Origin of the sequence: Thermococcus sp. LS1 (genome assembly GCF_012027395.1) — an archaeon.
GTDB lineage: Archaea > Methanobacteriota_B > Thermococci > Thermococcales > Thermococcaceae > Thermococcus.
The window spans coordinates 184,171-200,193 of record NZ_SNUJ01000001.1; the positions used below are offsets into that span (position 1 = coordinate 184,171).

Here is a 16,023-nt window from a genome sequence, read left to right on the forward strand (position 1 = left end):
ATCTTGCCGCTTCCATGTTTAACCCAGGCCTTATAAACCCACCGTTATGCCAGGAGAACGGCAATCAGGCCGGCCAGAAAGATACCGTCGAAGGTTCCAGCCCCACCTATGCTCACCATCGGTGCGCCGAGGTTCTTGATTTTGCGCCAGTTCATCAAATCGGCCCCTATGAGAACTCCCATCGTTCCGCTCACATAGGCCACCAGCGGAGGGTTTCCGTCACCAAGAAGAAGGGCCAGTATCAGGGCCATCAAAGGAGGCAAAAATAGCGGCATTGCTATTCCGAGACCTTTAACCGGCTTCGCTATGGCATGGCTAAAGAGGGCCGCTATCGTAACCGCGAGGAGCGTGTTGAAGAGCAGCCCGAATTGCCCGAGATAGACGAGCCTGAGAAGCTCGTAGATGACGATGCTGAGGGGAACCAAAGCGCCGCCAACGTTTATGGCTATTATGACCTTCCTCTCTTCCCAGTCAAAGTAGGGGACTGGATAGGGGATTCCGAAGAACCGAACCTCTCCCACCCGTATGACCGGCTCGTAGGAGGTTTCCTCAGCTATGGGAATGTTGATGAAGCTGCCAAGCAATGCGAAAAGGAAAAGCGCATAGGCGACCTGCGGAGGGATTCCAAGCTTAGCAAAGGCCGCCATAACTATGCTCGAGAACAGGAGAAAAACAAGGAGAAAGAGGATGAAGATGACTACAAGGATTGGCAGTGAGACCGGGGGAATTATGAGGCGCCTATTATTCATCCCTCATCACCACGTTCGCCCACACCTGGGCTCCCTTGGCAATGCTAACCTTCGCAGGTTTTTCGAACTTCTCCGCGTTGCGGAGAACCCATGCGTAGAGGGGCTTTCCATTCGAATAGGCCCTGAGGAACTCGAGGTCGGCGAGGTGTTTGTCCCTGTGCTCAGCAAGCTCTTCGGGCGTGAACGGTCCAAGAACCTCCACCAGCTCCGCCTTCCCCAGAGCCTTCCCCCCATTCAGAATCAGGATCTCGCCTCTCACCCTCGTGCGGGACTTCCTTATCTCCCATACCTTTTTACCCTCAACGATGAGCGTCGCGAAGGGCTCCCTCACTATTAGACCCTTCTTTCGGGTTTCAACTTCCACCGCCATCAAAGAGATAATGCACTCCCGGCTTATAAAACCAACGTCGGAAAGGAGCAAACAAAAAACTTTAAGTCCACCTCACCGAACCCATGGAGGGAGGTATCACCTATGAGGATTATCTGGTATGGACACGCGTGCTTCTGGGTCGAGACGAAGGGTGTGAGACTGCTCATCGACCCCTATCCTGAGGTTGACGACGACAAAATAGGCGAGGTCGACTACATCCTGATAACCCACGAGCACAGCGACCATTACGGCAAGGTCGAGCTCCTCTCGAGGCTCCGCGACGCAACCGTTATCGGACCGAAGCCAGTATATCTCATGGCTATCAGCGACGGGGTAACGAAAGTCAGGGAAATCGAGGAAGACCAGACCATAGAGCTCGAGAACGGCGTCAAGGTTACCGCAATATACGTTGAGCATCCCTCCAGCCAGTACCCGGTTGGATACCTAATAGAAGGGGACAAAACGTTGTTCCACACGGGGGACACATATTCGACGCCAACCATTCAGAGGCTCCGCGGAAAGGTCGACGTTCTGCTGGTGCCCATAAGCGGCCGCTCAACGGCGAACGAACGCGAGGCGGCTCAGATAATCGAGGACATAAGGCCGAGGATGGTCATCCCGATGCACTACGGGGTCTACGGAGGGGGGAGCGTCGAGAAGCTCCTAGAGGAACTCAATAAGAGGCGCATCTGGGCCGTGGTGAAGCCCCTCAAGCTCTACGAGGAGCTCTCGCTCTAGCGGTGGCGGTAATGCTGAGCACGGGAGTCAAATCACTAGACGAACTTCTTGGAGGGGGCATAGCCCCCGAGGTTCTGACCCAGGTTTATGGAAGCTTCGCCACCGGAAAGACCACCCTTGCCGTTCAGATTGGCCTCCTGAGCGACGGGAAGGTTGCATACGTCGATACAGAGGGTGGCTTTTCTCCCGAGAGGCTCGCCCAGATGGCTGAATCTAGGGGCCTCGACCCTGAGGAAGCCCTCCAGAGGTTCATCCTCTTCACCCCAGCCGATTTCAAGGAGCAGAGAAGGACGATAGGAAGCCTGAAGAAGATCGTCGATAAGAGTTTCTCCCTCATCGTCGTGGATTCCATAACGGCCCACTACAGGGTTGAAGAGCAGAGAAAGAACCTCACCGCTGAACTCGGGAAGCAGTTGCAGGTTCTCCTGTGGCTCGCGAGGAAGCACGGTATCCCAGTAATCGTGATAAATCAGGTGCACTTCGACAGCCGCGCCGAGAGGATGAAGCCAGTTGCCGAGCACACCCTCGGATACCGCTGCAAGGACATTCTGAGGCTCGACAAGCTGAACACTCCCGGATTGCGCGTGGCCCTTCTGGAGAGGCACAGGTTCAGGCCAGAGGGCGGCATGGTGTACTTCAGGATAACCGAGAAGGGCATAGAGGACGCGCTCGGAGGGGCGGACTAGTCGAGTTTTGCGAGTATTGCCTGCTGAGTACAATCATTCTGAACGAGCAAATGAAAAAGAAAAGGGTTCAAACTCTCTCAAACACTTCCTGAGTTATCCTGAGCACGGCTTTGTAGAGCTTCTCCGTGATGATGCCCTCTTCGTAGTGCTCGGTGAGCTTGTCCTTGTCGATTATCTCCTTCTTGCCGTCCGGCCACTTGACGATGTCGACCTCAAGGTCAACGTAGCGCGCCCTGTCAGGGTAAATCTCGACGGGGGTGTTGATGTTGTAGTACTCGCCCTTCAGGTTGCCGTCTCTGTCGTAATACCTGTGGACGAACCACCACTTACCTGCCTCTATCTCAGTAATCACGTAGTCGCCAAACTCTATCGGAATGTCAAGGCCGTCGTAGAACTTGCCGGGCTTGAGGTGGCGCTTTATGGTAACCTTGAGCGGGTTCATGGAGACCTCGACTATCTCGCCCGGCCCTATCTTTATCCTCTGGCCGTCGGGCTTGTAGTGCTCCAGGCTGAAGAGCCAGCCCTTCTTCGGCCCCTTGTTGGTAATCAAAGCCTCCCAGAAGCCCTGCCTCACCCTCTCCCTCTGGCCAGGAACCTTGGCGAGGATTCCCTCGGCTATTTCAACCGCAAAACTGAACTCCGGGTCGTAGGCTTTCAGCTGGTGGTGACCCTCAACGGTGGGAACAACCTTGTTTCTTACCTCGTCGAGCTTCTTCTTCGCCCCTCCACCAAACTCGACCTCGTAGATGTCCCTGCCCTCGATTATGACCGATGGAGCCGTGTAGGAGTCCGCCTTCTTGAGCCTGTCGGCAAGCTTGGAAAGCTTTATTATTTCATCCCTGAGAGTGTTCCAGTCCTTGTATGCTGCGGCAGTCCTCCAGAGTATTCCCCACTCCCCGAGGTCTATGCTGAGTCCGAGGATCCTAAGCCTCTCCCTCTCGCTCTGGTCGCGTATCTTTCTGGATATCTTCACGTGCCTCTGCGCCCCTATCGGTTTTGGAATGAGCACCGCGTAGTCACCGGGAATAGTCAAAGTAACGCTCAGGTGCGGCAGGAGGTTGTGCTTCTTGACCTGGACAAGGACTTCGTCGCCTTCCATAGCGTTCGGAAGCTCGTCGGCAACGACGGTGCCTATGGCACTGCCTATGTCGATGTAAACGTAGCGCTCGTCTCTCTTGACGATCATTCCCTTGTATATCCCGTAGAGCTGATAGGGAAGCTTTCTAAAGAAAACATCTATCAGCTCGTCCTCAAGGACCTTCCTAACTTCCTCAACCTTCGTCCCAACGAGAACGACACCGTGATGGTCCTTCTTGTCATAAACATCAACGTCAAACTCGTCGTAGGTCTTTTCGAGGCTGAAGCGCTCGACGATCTTCTGGCTCGGCTGGGAGATGCCAAAGCCCCTGTCGAGGAAGAGCTTCGTGAGGGCCGTGCTGTAGATGCCCCTAACCCGAACTGAAACTCCTGTGTTTGTAGACACTTTCACCACCCCTCATTTTCTTTTCCACCACTCCTATGAGCGTCAGACCTTCGAGTATCTCGCCGGCTCTCCCAACGCCGCTGAGCTTCTCCACGTTCCTCGCCTCGACCCACAGCAGGCCCCTTGAATGCCAGTCCTTTAGGGCCTCCTCAACCTTGTGAACGTCGCCGGGGTGAGAGTAAAGCCTGAGCATGAAGGTTTTCATAACCTCGAGCTCGGCCTCAAGCTCTTCAATCTTCCGGAGCTTGTCCATTATACTCACGGGTACCTTTTTCTCCTTTTCGCCCTCGGCCAGAAGGGTGAGTCCCTCAACCTCAGTGGCAAGTTCCTGAATTGCCTTGCTCACAGCGTAATCGTAAACCCTGTGGAAGTGAACAAGTCTGTCAAGGGCAGTGTTCAGCCTCAGTCGGGCGTCATAGTCGGTTGCTTTCGCCAGTAGAGACAGAATCTCCTCAAGGCGGAACTTCATCTGGTGCTCGTTCCTGTGGAGCTCCTTGGCAAGTTCCTCAGCTCTTCCACCGATCTGGGCCATCTCCCGGTAGAGAACAGAGGCTATCTCAAGCTTCTCTCTGGAGAGCGTGTAAAGTCCCTTGATCCTTGCAAGAAGAGCTTCATAGTCCTTCTCCTCGTAGATGCCAGGAAACTGATGCTCAAATTGAGCGTGGAGCTCCTCGAGACGGGACAGCCTGGCCCTCAGTTCGTCAACGTTCATGCGAAAACCCCCTGAGGGTTATCTAGATTCTCCCCCTACTTGTAGTTTTCGATGATCGTTGGGTAAACAGAATCACTTACCCAAACCTTTTTTTAAGCCCAAATGTTAATCATCTTGGTGCTTGAAATGGTGCTCTACGACCGCTTTGGCAGGCCGGTGACGAACCTCAGGATTTCAATCACACGGGACTGCAACTACCGATGCTTCTTCTGCCATCGAGAGGGCCAGCACTTTAACGCAAGGTTAGAACTCACTCCAGCTGAAATCGAAAGGCTCGTTAGAGTAGCCTCGAACCTAGGGATAAAGAAAGTCAAGCTAACCGGCGGCGAGCCGACTGTGAGGAGCGATATTATCGAGATAGTGAGAAGGATAAAACCCTACCTAAGAGACCTCTCGATGACGACCAACGGGAGCAGGCTGAAGGAGCTAGCGAAGCCTTTGGCAAAAGCAGGCCTTGACAGGGTGAACGTTTCGCTCCACAGCCTTAAGCCAGATGTTTACAAGAAGATAACCGGCGTTGACATGCTTGATGTCGTTCTTGAGGGCATTGAGGAAGCCGTCAGATACCTCAGCCCGGTCAAGCTCAACATGACCGTAATGAAGGGCCTCAACGACGGCGAGATATGGGATATGATAGACTTTGCGGCCAAGACCGGCACGATACTCCAGCTGATAGAGCTCGAGGCGCCGAGAGAGATGACACAAACGAGCTTCTTCAGGAAGTATTTCTACCCGCTCAAGCCCGTTGAGCAGAAGCTCGAGGAGATGGCCGTGAAAACCCGGGAAAGGAGGATGCACAGAAGGAAGAAGTATTTCATTCCGACGGACTACGGAATAGCCGAGGTTGAGGTTGTCAGGGCTATGCACAACACGATTTTCTGCGCCAACTGCACCCGCCTTAGGGTTACTTCAGACGGCAAGTTCAAAACCTGCCTTCTAAGAAAGAATGATCTCATAGACTTCTCCACGGCGCTTAGGAACAGCGTCAGCGATGCAGAACTTGTTGAGCTCTTCCAGAAGGCAGTTCTGATGAGAGAGCCCTACTGGAAATAGTTTAATACTACTTTGCCCTAAATTACAAGGGTGACTGGATGGGAGTTGACATCATAACCCTCATGGGGGGAATTTTGCTATTCATCATTACCACCTACTGGCTCGTCAGGGCTAGGCGTTACTATTATCTCGCGGACAGTCGAACCAAGAAGTTTGCCCTCGGACTCGCAATTATGCTAACACTACTCGGGCTCCTTGGTGGGACAGTTATTATCCTCACGGCCTTTGGGAGGAACGTACTGCGCCCCATGCTCGAACTTATAACAATCGGAACGTTCTTGTTTCTATCGCTTCTGTCACTCAGGTGTCTAGAGAGGGAGATTTGTGGGATATATGTCAGAAAAGACGAAGGTGGAAGCGGAATAAAAAAGTCTGACGTCTTTCTTGTCGAGAGCACTGAAGAAGCCAAGCTTTTGCTGAAGGCGCTCCACAGAGAGAAAGTGCCGATCCTCGTCATTAGCAGGCGAACATGGGAAGAGTGGGTACGCGAATTTGGAATAGAGCCGGAGAGATTCCTGTGGCTCAGTGGGGTGTCCCACAGGCATGCCGTCAGCCCCAGCAGTCTGCATATCCTCCGGGAAGAGGCCGTCAAGTTCATGAGGAACCACGAGAAAAGTGCAATTTACATCGAGGGAATAGAGTACTTGATGTTCTACTCGGAGTTCAGCGCCATAGCAAAGTTCCTCTTCACTCTCAAGGACTATGCAGTTGTCAGCGGTGCATACATGATAGTCCTCGCCATACCCCAGATTCTAGATGAGAAGCAGTTCAACATCCTGGCCAGGGAATTCAAGAGACCCAACATAAAAGAAATCGGGGAACTGCTTTCCAGCAAGGCATTCTTTGGAACTCTACTGCGCGAGGATTTAGACAAACTGGCAAAGAGAACAAACGTTAAAAGCCGGGAGCAAGAGGGAGAAAACAATGCCAGCAATAAGAGTGCCGAAGGAGAAAGCGGAGCCAGTAAAGAGGAAACTGAAAAAGCTTAACCTATATGACGGAAAGAGGAGACCAAAGAGGGAAGAAAACCATGTTCTCCTGCCTGTCCTGGACGATCCCATAGTCAAGGAGCTCGGCTACGAGGTCCTGGAGGTTGAGCTCCCCCTTAGACCGGAGAGGCAGATTTACAAAAACCTAGAGAGTGTTCTGGCGGAGCGTCTTAGCGAAGAGGAGCTCTCCTATCTGAGGCGCTACGACGTCGTAGGGGACATCGCAATAATCCAGATCCCGCCCGAGCTGGAGCACAGGATCAAGGATATCATCTGGGGCCTGAGGAAGGTTCACCCGTTTCTGAAGGTCATTGCAAAGAAGGGCTTCCACGAGGGGGCATTTAGGATTCGTGATTATTCCATAATCTGGGGCGAGAAGAGGCTGACGACGGTTCACAAGGAGAACGGCGTGAGGATAAAGGTGGACTTAAGCAAAGCCTTCTTCAATCCGAGGATGAAGGGTGAGAGGTATAGATTAGCTCAGCTCGTCGGGGACGGCGAGAGAATCCTGATTCCCTTCGCCGGTGTTCTGCCGTACGCCCTTGTCATAGCGCACTATAAACAGGTCAAGATTACCGCCGTCGAGCTGAACGAAGATGCTTACAGGCTAGGCCTCGAGAACATCGAACTGAACAGGAAAAACCTGAAGGGCGAGATAGAGTTCATTCACGGCGATGCCTTCGAGGTTCTCCCAGAAATGCCAGCGTTCGACCGCGTGATAAGCCCCACACCAAGGGGAGTGGATGCCTTGGCCCTAACCCTGAGCAGGGCCGAGAAATGGCTCCATTACTACGATTTCGTCCACGAGGACGAGATCGAGTCCTTCAGACGGCAAATCCTTGAGGAATGCAAGAAACAGGGAAAAGATTGCGAGGTCAAAGTAAAAAAGGTGAGCGACTTCAAGCCGCACGTGTTCAAAGTGTGTGCGGACGTGAAAATTTTAAAATAAAGCCTCACTTCTTCAGGAAGTCAAAGAGCGTAGCCTGCTTGCCCTTCTTCTTGGGCTTGTCGATCTTCTCGGACTTCTTCTCCTTCTCGACGGCTTCCATCTCTTCCTCGGCCTTCTCGAGCTCCTCCTCGCTTATCTCCTCTTCTTCGAGCTCTTCTGCTTCATCGACTTTTTCTTCCGGTTCTTTCACCTCGGCCGCCTCAACCGCTACCTTAACGTGCTCCTTGAGCTCGTTCCGCTCCTCCTTGAGGCGCTTGTGAATGTTGAGGCTCTTGCCCCATATCGTCTTCGCTTTCTCCTTGTCGCCAACTATGAACTCGACCTCCTTCTCACTCAGGTCGAGGAAGACGACGAAGTGCGCCGCCATGTCGGGGTTGTGCTCGAATATCGCCTTAAGGATGTTGAGGGTTTCAAGAGCCTCGAGCTTCGCCATGTGCATCTCGCTCATTATCTTCTTGACCACTGAATCCCTGAGCGAGCGCTCCTCCTTGCTCTCGGTGAGGAGCTTTATCGTCTTCGGCGGGTAAATCCTCACGAAGCCCTTCTTCTTGACGCCAGCCACTGCAACGCCGGCGGTCATCATGTCCGTGGCGTACTTCCAGAGTCCGTAGTTACCCGTCCTCTGGGCCCTGCCGAGGTATATATCAGCTCTGCTAAGCGCTTCGTAGGCCCTCGCTATGTCCTCCGGCTTGTAATAGACGTAAGGCAGGTTCTCGTCTATCCACTGGAGGAGCTCGTGGGGAAACATGTCAACGCCGAGAACGGCCAGCTTTGCGCGTTTGGCGTTGTCGGTTGCGAACAGCTGAGCCAATGCCTGGAAGACGCTCTTCTCCACGTCACGGAATGCGAGAACCTCTCTGGCGTCCTCGATTCCACCCGAGACAACAGTCTGAAGGTCGTTTATTGCTGCCCTTAAGTCGCCGTTGGCGCGCTTGGCTATCTCCTGGAGGATTTCCTTCGGAACGGTTACACCCTCTGCCTTTAGGATCCTTATGAGGGCCTTCATTATGTCCCTCTGGCTCAGGCGCTTGTATTCAACTATCTGGGCCTTGTTCCTTATCTCCCTCGGAACCTCCCAGTAGTGGTTGGCTGACATGATTATCGGGTTCCTGGCTTTGTCGATGAGCTTCGCTATCTCTCTCGCTCCGCTTGGTTCTATGTTGTCTGACTCGTCGAGGAATATCAGCTTTCTCCTCTTTCCAAGGATGTCCATCGTGTAGGCTGCCTGGACATAGCGCTCTATCTTCTCGTAGGTCCTCTCGTCGCTCGCGTTGAGCTCGATGACCTCGAAGCCGTACTCCCTGGCCAGGGCGTAGATGGTGGTGGTCTTGCCCGTCCCCGGAGGTCCAGCGAGGAGGAGAGCCTTCTTCTTCGGCGGATTACCGTGCAGCCATGCCTCTATCCATGCCCTTACCTGCTCCAAAGCCTTGTCCTGATTCACTATCTCGCTCAGCCTTCTCGGGCGGTACTTCTCAACCCAGGGAACATCGAAGGAGGGCATGGCCATCACTTACCCATCAGGGTGAACTGAGCGAGCAGAGCCTCGAGCTGAATCATCTCGTTCGCTCCCTCAACGAGCCTGAAGTTGTACTCGCCTATCTTGTCCGCCAAAGCGACCTTTCTGTCCTCTGGAATTGTGAGGTTGAACACTTCCTTGTGCATCTGGATGAGAACGTCCTCGCCGCTGAGCCCCTGCTTGAGGAGAATCTCCCTCAGCTTCTCTCTGGCCTTGAGGAAGTTGCCCTCGAGGGCAAGGTTCATCATCTCACGTACGTCTTCTGGACGAGCCCTGCTCGCAACGAGGAAGACGTTCTCATCGGTTATCTTTCTGTCGAGCGCAGCAGCTGCCTGAAGGACATTTATTGCCCTCCTGAGGTCGCCTTCAGCGACATAAAGGAGCGCCTGAAGGCCGTCCTCAGTGAGCTCAAGCCCCTCGTTCTCGGCTATGTACTTGATGCGCTTTGCTATGTCATTATCGTTGAGCGGTCTGAAGCGGAAGATGGCACACCTCGACTGTATTGGCTCGATTATCTTGCTGCTGTAATTACAGCTGAGTATGAACCTCACGTTGGTCGAGAACATCTCCATTGTTCTCCTAAGCGCCTGCTGGGCGTCCTGGGTTAAAGCGTCCGCCTCGTCGAGGAAGATTATCTTAAAGCTTGCACCACCTATCGGCTTAGTTCTCGCGAACTCCTTCACCTTCTCGCGGATGACGTTTATACCGCGCTCATCGCTCGCGTTGAGCTCGAGGAAGTTGTGCCTCCAGTGCTCGCCGAAGAGCTCCCTCGCCAGGGCTAAAGCGGCCGTGGTCTTTCCGACACCAGGCGGCCCTGCGAAGAGGAGGTGGGGCATCGAACCGGTTTTAACGTAGTGTTTGAGGCGCTTGACTATATGCTCCTGACCGACTATATCTTCCAGCCTCTGCGGCCTGTACTTCTCAACCCACGGCTTTTCAAGGATTTTAACCTCCTGGACTTCCTCTGGCATAGCTATCACCTTTCCTAAAAGGCTTATGCGCCTCCGGGGTATTAAGCCTTTTGCCCTCCCGAACCCCCACTTCCAAGCCCTGATGAACCCAAAGGAGAAGTGCAAAACTTTTATACCTCAGTGTCCAAAAACTTTCGGTGGTTCTCATGGCGAAGCTCGACTGGATTAGGGAAGAGCTCCAGGAGCTTAAGGAAAAGGGCCTCTACGTAACTATTAGAAAGCTCGAGAGCGCCCAGGGGCCCTGGGTTGTGGTTGACGGAAAGCGCGTTCTCAACATGTGTTCGAACAACTATCTCGGCCTCGCCGCACATCCCAAGATTAAGGAAGCGGCCATCAGGGCTATTCTCGACTACGGTGTCGGTGCCGGTGCCGTCAGAACCATAGCCGGTACCATGGAGCTCCACGTTGAACTGGAGGAGAAGCTGGCTAAGTTCAAGAAGAGAGAGGCTGCCATACTCTTCCAGAGCGGCTACAACGCCAACCTGGGAGCTATAAGTGCACTCCTCAAGAAGGGTGAGGATGGAGTATTCATCAGCGAGGAGCTCAACCACGCAAGCATAATCGACGGAATGCGCCTCAGCGGCGCTCCAAAAGTCATTTACAAGCACCTCGATATGGAGGACCTCAAGAAGAGGCTGGAGGAGAACAAGGACAAGAAGAAGAAAATCATCGTCAGCGACGGTGTCTTCTCGATGGACGGTGACCTCGCCCCGCTCCCTGAGATGGCCGAGCTGGCTGAGCAGTACGATGCTATACTCTACATCGACGACGCCCATGGTGAGGGTGTCCTCGGAGACAGCGGAAGAGGTATAGTGGACCACTTCAAGCTCCACGACAGGGTCGACTTCGAGATGGGTACGCTGAGCAAGGCCTTCGGTGTCATAGGTGGCTACGTTGCCGGTCCGGAGGAGGCCATCGAGTACCTCCGCCAGAGGGCCAGACCGTTCCTCTTCTCGAGCGCTCCGAACCCCCCTGACGTTGCCGCCGCAATAGCGGCCGTTGAGATACTCCAGAAGAGCGACGAGCTGGTTAGGAAGCTCTGGGACAACACCCACTTCCTCCAGAATGGATTGAGAGACCTCGGCTACGACCTCGGCAACACCAAGCACCCAATTACCCCGGTCATGCTCTATGACGAGAAGCTCGCCCAGGAGTTCTCAAGGAGGCTCTACGAGGAGTACAACATCTTCGCGCAGGCAATCGTCTATCCGACAGTTCCGCTCGGAACTGCCAGAATAAGGCTCGAGCCCTCAGCGGCCCACAGCAAGGAGGACCTCCAGTATGTCATCGACGCCTTCGAGGATCTCGGAAAGAAGACCGGGTTCCTGAAGTGAGCTCTTCTGTTCTTTTCCTTTTAAGTCGTCATTGAGAGCAGGATTAAATATCCATCTCAACATAATACGATTGCTAATTGAATTTTAGATTGGACTTAATAATAGACTTAGCTAACGAGAGTAAATTTTATATATTAAAAACTAAGTAGTGATTGTGAGCTACGTGGTAAAGAAAAAGCTCGCCGCGGCGCTAATACTTCTCATACTGTTGGGAAGCACGACGGTGGGAGCACTGAACTACCTAGCCAACAATGAAAACTCGATAACCCAAATCCTCGGCTACGATGTCTACAAAATCGAAGGCTCAGGCAACTACATCATCTACTACCCCCTGCCCAACGGAAGTGTTAAAGTACTGAAAACCGGAAAAGCAGAAGGGTTCTTTCCGACCTTCGTCAAAGTACCCAGACACAAGTGGATCAAAGAACTCTCAACGGGTGAAAAAGCCTTCTACGCCCCACCAACTCCCCTAATACTCTACATTACAGAGGACGGAAAGCTGGGAGTGAAAAGCATAACCTCAAGCAGGATCAAGCTCGAAAGCGAAAAGACCGTGGATTTAAAGGGAACCCATCAGGTTCAGGCGAAAGGCTCATGTCCAAGGGGCTGGATAGACTTTGGAGGAAGGTACTGCCTCAACCCCCAATGGGACCTGTACTTTGAAAGCAGGGCAAAATCAAAAACCTTCAACGAATGGGTCTCAGTGATGGGACTAAAAATAGAAAACAAAGTCGCAGAAGAGATAGATTTCGACTGGGATCTCGTGCTCAGCAGGAGTACCTACAGCTACTGGACGATTGGAATTGACGTTGGGCCCTTAACGGTGCTTAGCGTATCCAAGGGACACCGCTTCGAAGGCTGGGCACTGGATATAAGCTATCAATCATTAGGGCCCTTAACAGTTAATTCAAACACTTGGAGAGGTATCTTAACATCAAGGTGGAGTACATTGTGGCCCACGCTAAGGTTCCCGCGTACGACAAGCTCACGAGGAGGTATGTGGACATAGAGATAGCACAAACATACCCAATCAAAATCCACAGCACCGGAAAGTACACGATATGGGAGTCTCCTACAAGGGGCATCTACTTCACAGAGTCGCAAGGGAACAACCCTCCAAGGATCACCACAACCCCCAACATCTGGAGCATCTCAAAAGAAGCGGAGTGGAGAAGGAAGTGGATAAGTGCTGGGAGTTGGAAAAGTGCCGTCTATGTTAGACAATCTCAAAGTGAGGTCTTCTCATCGAGCTCCAGCCTGAGCATCCCAATAGGCTATGCCGCCGGAAAGTACCTTGCGGGCATAAATCCCACCCTTGGAAGACTGGCCAGCGCGCTCAGCCTGACGTTTGGGTTCCACAAGTACATGAACGCAGCTTCAATGGCAGAATACAGCGTCGACGTCAAGCCCAAAAAGAGATGCTACGCAATGTACAGCGTTCTGGGGGTGAAGGTGAGGACTAGTGGGCCGAAGATCAGCGTGCCGCTGGTGTTTGGCGTTATAACCGACGGCAGGTCCCCGTCCCCACCCTGCGATCCAAGAACAGGCATGTGCGTGAACTCTGACAACGATATCATAGGCTAAAGATCTCTTTCCTTTTTTCAGAACTTCACCCACTCAATCTTATAGTACACGACGTCATTGTCCTCATCAACGACCGCCATCACCATATTCTTCCTGACGCCGTGGGCAACTCTCACGCGAGCCGTTATATCGTTAGGGCTGAAGCGGAGGTTCTCCGGAACGACCCATATCAGCCACTGGGAGTGCTCGTCCATTCCGCGCCTGTAAACCCTGAAGTGGGAGCCGAACTTAAGGGCCGACTTGACGATATAGCCCCTGTCGCGCAGGTCTTTGTAAACGAGGTATTTGATGTCGAACTGGCCGTCCTTTTTCCGGCCGAGTTCAAAGAGCTCCTCGAAGGAGAGCTCCTTACCACCGTCAAGAACCTTTATCTTGCCCCTCTCCATCAGGTATGCCGCCTCGATGAGCGAAAGAAAGAGCTTTCCGTTGACGACCTCGCCGAAATAGCGCTTGTTGTAGAGCTGATTTATTGCCTTCTCCCTCTCGCTGAAGGCCCTGTCACCGCTGAGCTTGAACTCTATCGGCTCCTTCAATTCCTCCCACCCCACTCGTCGGCCGGCATAAGCATGTAGTAGGCATCCTCGCCGTCGGCGTAGTAGCCTATTATCCTTTTAATCTTTCTAAAGCCGAAGCGCTCGTAGAGCTTTATGGCATTTTCGTTGCTGACACGAACCTCAAGCCCTATGTAGCGCGCGCCCTTCTTTATCAGTCTTTCTATAGCCTCACTCAATAAAGCAGAGCCTATGCCGTTGCCCCTGTAAGCCGGATCGACGGCGATGCTCATTATGTGGCCTTCCAAGTCGGGCCTCAGGTAGGCCATGACGTAGCCGACAACCCTGCCGTTGTACTCCGCGACAAGAAACGTATCCGGATTGTTCTCGAGAAAAACGAGAAAGACGCCCCGGGGGTACTGCTCACGGAACGAGGCACGCTCTATCCTAACTATATCTGGAATGTCAAAGAGCTTAGCAGGCCTTATAACCACCATCGAGAGGGGAATCCTTCCCCCCAGATCCCGGACGGAGACACTCATGTTATAACCTACGCGCCAAGGCTTTTAATGTTTAGCCTCCCCGAAAAAAGGTAAAGATATGGCAGGAACATTAGCTTTCTGGGTTTTCTTCATTTTCAGGGCAAATTCCAGTACGTGGGTCGCACCTTGGATTGAATGGGGGGGAGCACCGTAATGTCCGCGTACATCGAGCTGAGCCAGTACTCGTTTCCACTATACCCAAAGCGAACCGGGCTCTTGTAAAAGGTGCCAGAGACTTCTCTGTATCTGTGTTCGAGCCCTACCGTAATTCCAACGAGGGCATACTCTGAGCGGTATTTGGTCACTCCAACACCTGCTGACAGCAGTATCGGATAAACATCGGTTCCCAACGGGCCGTTGAGCTTTGGAAGCACAGGCGCGGCAATGCTGAAGAGCGGTAGCGTGGAGACACTCTGTGAAACGTCAAAGTTGTTAACATCAAAGAAATCCCTTGACTTGACAGTAAAGCTCGGCTTCCAGTAGCGTTCTATGTAGTACATGGCTCTTCTGAACGTCCCACCGTATCTGGACGGTGCCCCTTCCTCCTTGCCCCACGCGGGAACCAGCTTCCCATTCCTTATCTCCGGTTGAGCCATTACGACGTACATCGTGGCCTTTAATGGTCCATAAGGCCCATACAAGCGATATTTGGCAAGGGCTATGTCTCCCTTTATCCCGATTCCAACCACAGTCGGCCTCCTTATGTCTTCTCCTCTAAATCTAACACTTTTCTTAAGCCACAGACGTGTTCCTTTGAGTGTGTACACCATCCCGGCTATCTGGGCCTCGTAGTTTGCCCCCGAACCGCTCCTGTCAACCGCTGCGACCGCCGAAAATCCTATCTCAACCCCCAGGGTTCTTGAAGACATGAACTGCTCCCTTAAATATACATCATCAATTTCATTCACATCACCGTTCAGGTAAGCTGCGGCGAGGGGTATTACGGTGTTGTCCTTTGTATCGTAGACCTCTTCGAGTACCCAGTCAAAGCAGACCGACGTGCCGTAGGGACCGGGATAGCACTCCTCCGGGAAGGAGCCGGGCGGGAAGGAATCAACGCCAGAGGTCTTTCCAGTGGCTGCACTCGCCTCAAGGGGCTTTAGCTGCTCAAGCTCTTTGGAGGAGAACAGGGGGCGAAAGTCATTGGCAACTGAAACCTTGAAGCTCCTCCCCTTTAGAACCTCTTTGAGGTTCAAGGGCACGCCCTTCACAAAATATTTGAGCCCGTCTTTTTTGTGGCTCGTGCCGAGAAGAACTATTCCCGGATTCACGAGGGACGGGTCGGTCCCGGTTTTTCTGAGGTGTTCCTCCCAGGTTTGAAGATATTTCTCAATCCGCCTATAGTCCAGCTTGATTGAATCCTTGCCGGTGTAAGTGCCGAGATCAACCGGCGTGCCGTTGGGGAGCATTCCAAGGACGGTAACGGTGTTCACGCCTTTGCTCGGAATGAGGATCCTGGCTTCCGGCTCCTTGAACGGCAGAGTTCGATAGTAGGCAATCTTAACCTCCGTGTAGTCGCTCGCCTCAACCGGCGTGCTGAAAATCGCCCAAAGAATAGGCAATATTACCAGTAAGCTAAGAGCTAACGCAACAATTTTTCTACGTCTCATTCACACCACCGCCGACAGTAAACTATTTGAAGTATAAAAGATTTTCGATTACTAAGTTATAAACCACGCGTCAAAGCTTTTAAGGCTTGAGGGAACTCTAAGCGGGGTGGCCACCCCGGCGTGATGAGCACTCTCGAACCTGACCCAGGGATGATGACCGGATTCCTGGCTGATTGCCGCCATTCTCCCCACTTCCACTATCCCGTTGAGTAAAACTTATAGCCCGGAAAAACCAACCTACTCGAC

17 protein-coding genes are annotated in these 16,023 nt (G+C 52.8%); 8 read left to right on the top strand and 9 right to left on the bottom strand.

The annotated features are described in order from the left end of the window. Nucleotides 1-44 precede the first annotated feature (44 nt). Both E3E26_RS01065 and E3E26_RS01070 read right to left on the bottom strand, forming a co-directional pair. A complete protein-coding gene (locus E3E26_RS01065; protein WP_167899534.1) occupies nt 45-749 on the bottom strand; it encodes a DUF1614 domain-containing protein in 705 nt (234 codons plus the stop codon). Further along, nucleotides 742-1,119 carry an ASCH domain-containing protein gene (locus tag E3E26_RS01070; protein WP_167899535.1) on the bottom strand — a complete coding sequence of 126 codons (378 nt, stop codon included), beginning with the start codon at nt 1,117-1,119 and terminating at the stop codon, nt 742-744. Before E3E26_RS01070 ends, E3E26_RS01065 begins: the two co-directional genes overlap by 8 nt. A gap of 102 nt (nt 1,120-1,221) precedes the next feature. Between E3E26_RS01070 and E3E26_RS01075 the strand changes: the two genes are divergently transcribed. Continuing rightward, nucleotides 1,222-1,857: an MBL fold metallo-hydrolase gene (locus E3E26_RS01075; protein ID WP_167899536.1), complete on the top strand. Its 636-nt coding sequence runs from the start codon at nt 1,222-1,224 to the stop codon at nt 1,855-1,857. 11 nt (nt 1,858-1,868) lie between these two features. Further along, a complete protein-coding gene (radB, locus tag E3E26_RS01080) occupies nt 1,869-2,543 on the top strand; it encodes a DNA repair and recombination protein RadB (RefSeq protein WP_167899537.1) in 675 nt (224 codons plus the stop codon). A 67-nt stretch (nt 2,544-2,610) separates the two neighbouring features. On the opposite strand, the gene E3E26_RS01085 is transcribed toward radB, so the two are convergent. Next, entirely contained in the window at nt 2,611-4,026 is a 1,416-nt protein-coding gene (locus E3E26_RS01085; protein WP_167900079.1) for a ribonuclease E/G, read from the bottom strand. Further along, nucleotides 3,992-4,738: a hypothetical protein gene (locus E3E26_RS01090; RefSeq protein WP_167899538.1), complete on the bottom strand. Its 747-nt coding sequence runs from the start codon at nt 4,736-4,738 to the stop codon at nt 3,992-3,994. The genes E3E26_RS01085 and E3E26_RS01090 overlap by 35 nt, the downstream gene beginning before the upstream one ends. A gap of 129 nt (nt 4,739-4,867) precedes the next feature. Between E3E26_RS01090 and moaA the strand changes: the two genes are divergently transcribed. Genes moaA through E3E26_RS01105 form a run of 3 tightly spaced genes read left to right on the top strand, consistent with a single transcriptional unit; the run spans nt 4,868 to nt 7,729 of the window. Next, nucleotides 4,868-5,791 (top strand): GTP 3',8-cyclase MoaA, encoded by a 924-nt coding sequence (moaA, locus tag E3E26_RS01095; protein WP_370520082.1) that lies wholly within the window; start codon nt 4,868-4,870, stop codon nt 5,789-5,791. Between the two features lie 38 nt (nt 5,792-5,829). Continuing rightward, nucleotides 5,830-6,780 (top strand): DUF835 domain-containing protein, encoded by a 951-nt coding sequence (locus E3E26_RS01100; RefSeq protein ID WP_240911611.1) that lies wholly within the window; start codon nt 5,830-5,832, stop codon nt 6,778-6,780. Further along, nucleotides 6,716-7,729: a class I SAM-dependent methyltransferase family protein gene (locus tag E3E26_RS01105; RefSeq protein ID WP_167899539.1), complete on the top strand. Its 1,014-nt coding sequence runs from the start codon at nt 6,716-6,718 to the stop codon at nt 7,727-7,729. Before E3E26_RS01100 ends, E3E26_RS01105 begins: the two co-directional genes overlap by 65 nt. Nucleotides 7,730-7,733: 4 nt before the next feature. Here E3E26_RS01105 and E3E26_RS01110 read toward each other — a convergent pair whose 3' ends face one another. Then, nucleotides 7,734-9,236, bottom strand: a complete 1,503-nt coding sequence (locus tag E3E26_RS01110) for a replication factor C large subunit (RefSeq protein WP_370520063.1) — start codon at nt 9,234-9,236, stop codon at nt 7,734-7,736. Further along, nucleotides 9,236-10,216: a replication factor C small subunit gene (locus tag E3E26_RS01115; protein ID WP_012572376.1), complete on the bottom strand. Its 981-nt coding sequence runs from the start codon at nt 10,214-10,216 to the stop codon at nt 9,236-9,238. The genes E3E26_RS01110 and E3E26_RS01115 overlap by 1 nt, the downstream gene beginning before the upstream one ends. 146 nt (nt 10,217-10,362) lie before the next feature. Here E3E26_RS01115 and E3E26_RS01120 point away from each other — a divergent pair, with 146 nt between their 5' ends. The 3 genes from E3E26_RS01120 to E3E26_RS11110 all read left to right on the top strand — a co-directional run bounded on the left by E3E26_RS01120 (nt 10,363) and on the right by E3E26_RS11110 (nt 13,134). Further along, nucleotides 10,363-11,550: a glycine C-acetyltransferase gene (locus E3E26_RS01120; RefSeq protein ID WP_167731624.1), complete on the top strand. Its 1,188-nt coding sequence runs from the start codon at nt 10,363-10,365 to the stop codon at nt 11,548-11,550. A 154-nt stretch (nt 11,551-11,704) separates the two neighbouring features. Next, nucleotides 11,705-12,559 carry a hypothetical protein gene (locus tag E3E26_RS11105; RefSeq protein WP_240911612.1) on the top strand — a complete coding sequence of 285 codons (855 nt, stop codon included), beginning with the start codon at nt 11,705-11,707 and terminating at the stop codon, nt 12,557-12,559. Continuing rightward, complete coding sequence (locus E3E26_RS11110; protein ID WP_240911613.1) at nt 12,502-13,134, top strand: hypothetical protein; 633 nt, start codon at nt 12,502-12,504, stop codon at nt 13,132-13,134. The genes E3E26_RS11105 and E3E26_RS11110 overlap by 58 nt, the downstream gene beginning before the upstream one ends. Before the next feature lie 17 nt (nt 13,135-13,151). Here E3E26_RS11110 and endA read toward each other — a convergent pair whose 3' ends face one another. The 3 genes from endA to E3E26_RS01140 all read right to left on the bottom strand — a co-directional run bounded on the left by endA (nt 13,152) and on the right by E3E26_RS01140 (nt 15,777). Then, a complete protein-coding gene (gene endA, locus E3E26_RS01130) occupies nt 13,152-13,667 on the bottom strand; it encodes a tRNA-intron lyase (RefSeq protein ID WP_167899540.1) in 516 nt (171 codons plus the stop codon). After that, nucleotides 13,664-14,167 (bottom strand): ribosomal protein S18-alanine N-acetyltransferase, encoded by a 504-nt coding sequence (gene rimI / locus E3E26_RS01135; protein ID WP_167899541.1) that lies wholly within the window; start codon nt 14,165-14,167, stop codon nt 13,664-13,666. The genes endA and rimI overlap by 4 nt, the downstream gene beginning before the upstream one ends. 95 nt (nt 14,168-14,262) lie before the next feature. Next, the gene (locus E3E26_RS01140) at nt 14,263-15,777 is read right to left on the bottom strand and encodes a protein cytosolic protein (protein WP_240911614.1); all 1,515 of its coding nucleotides are present in this window, start codon (nt 15,775-15,777) and stop codon (nt 14,263-14,265) included. Nucleotides 15,778-16,023 lie beyond the last annotated feature (246 nt).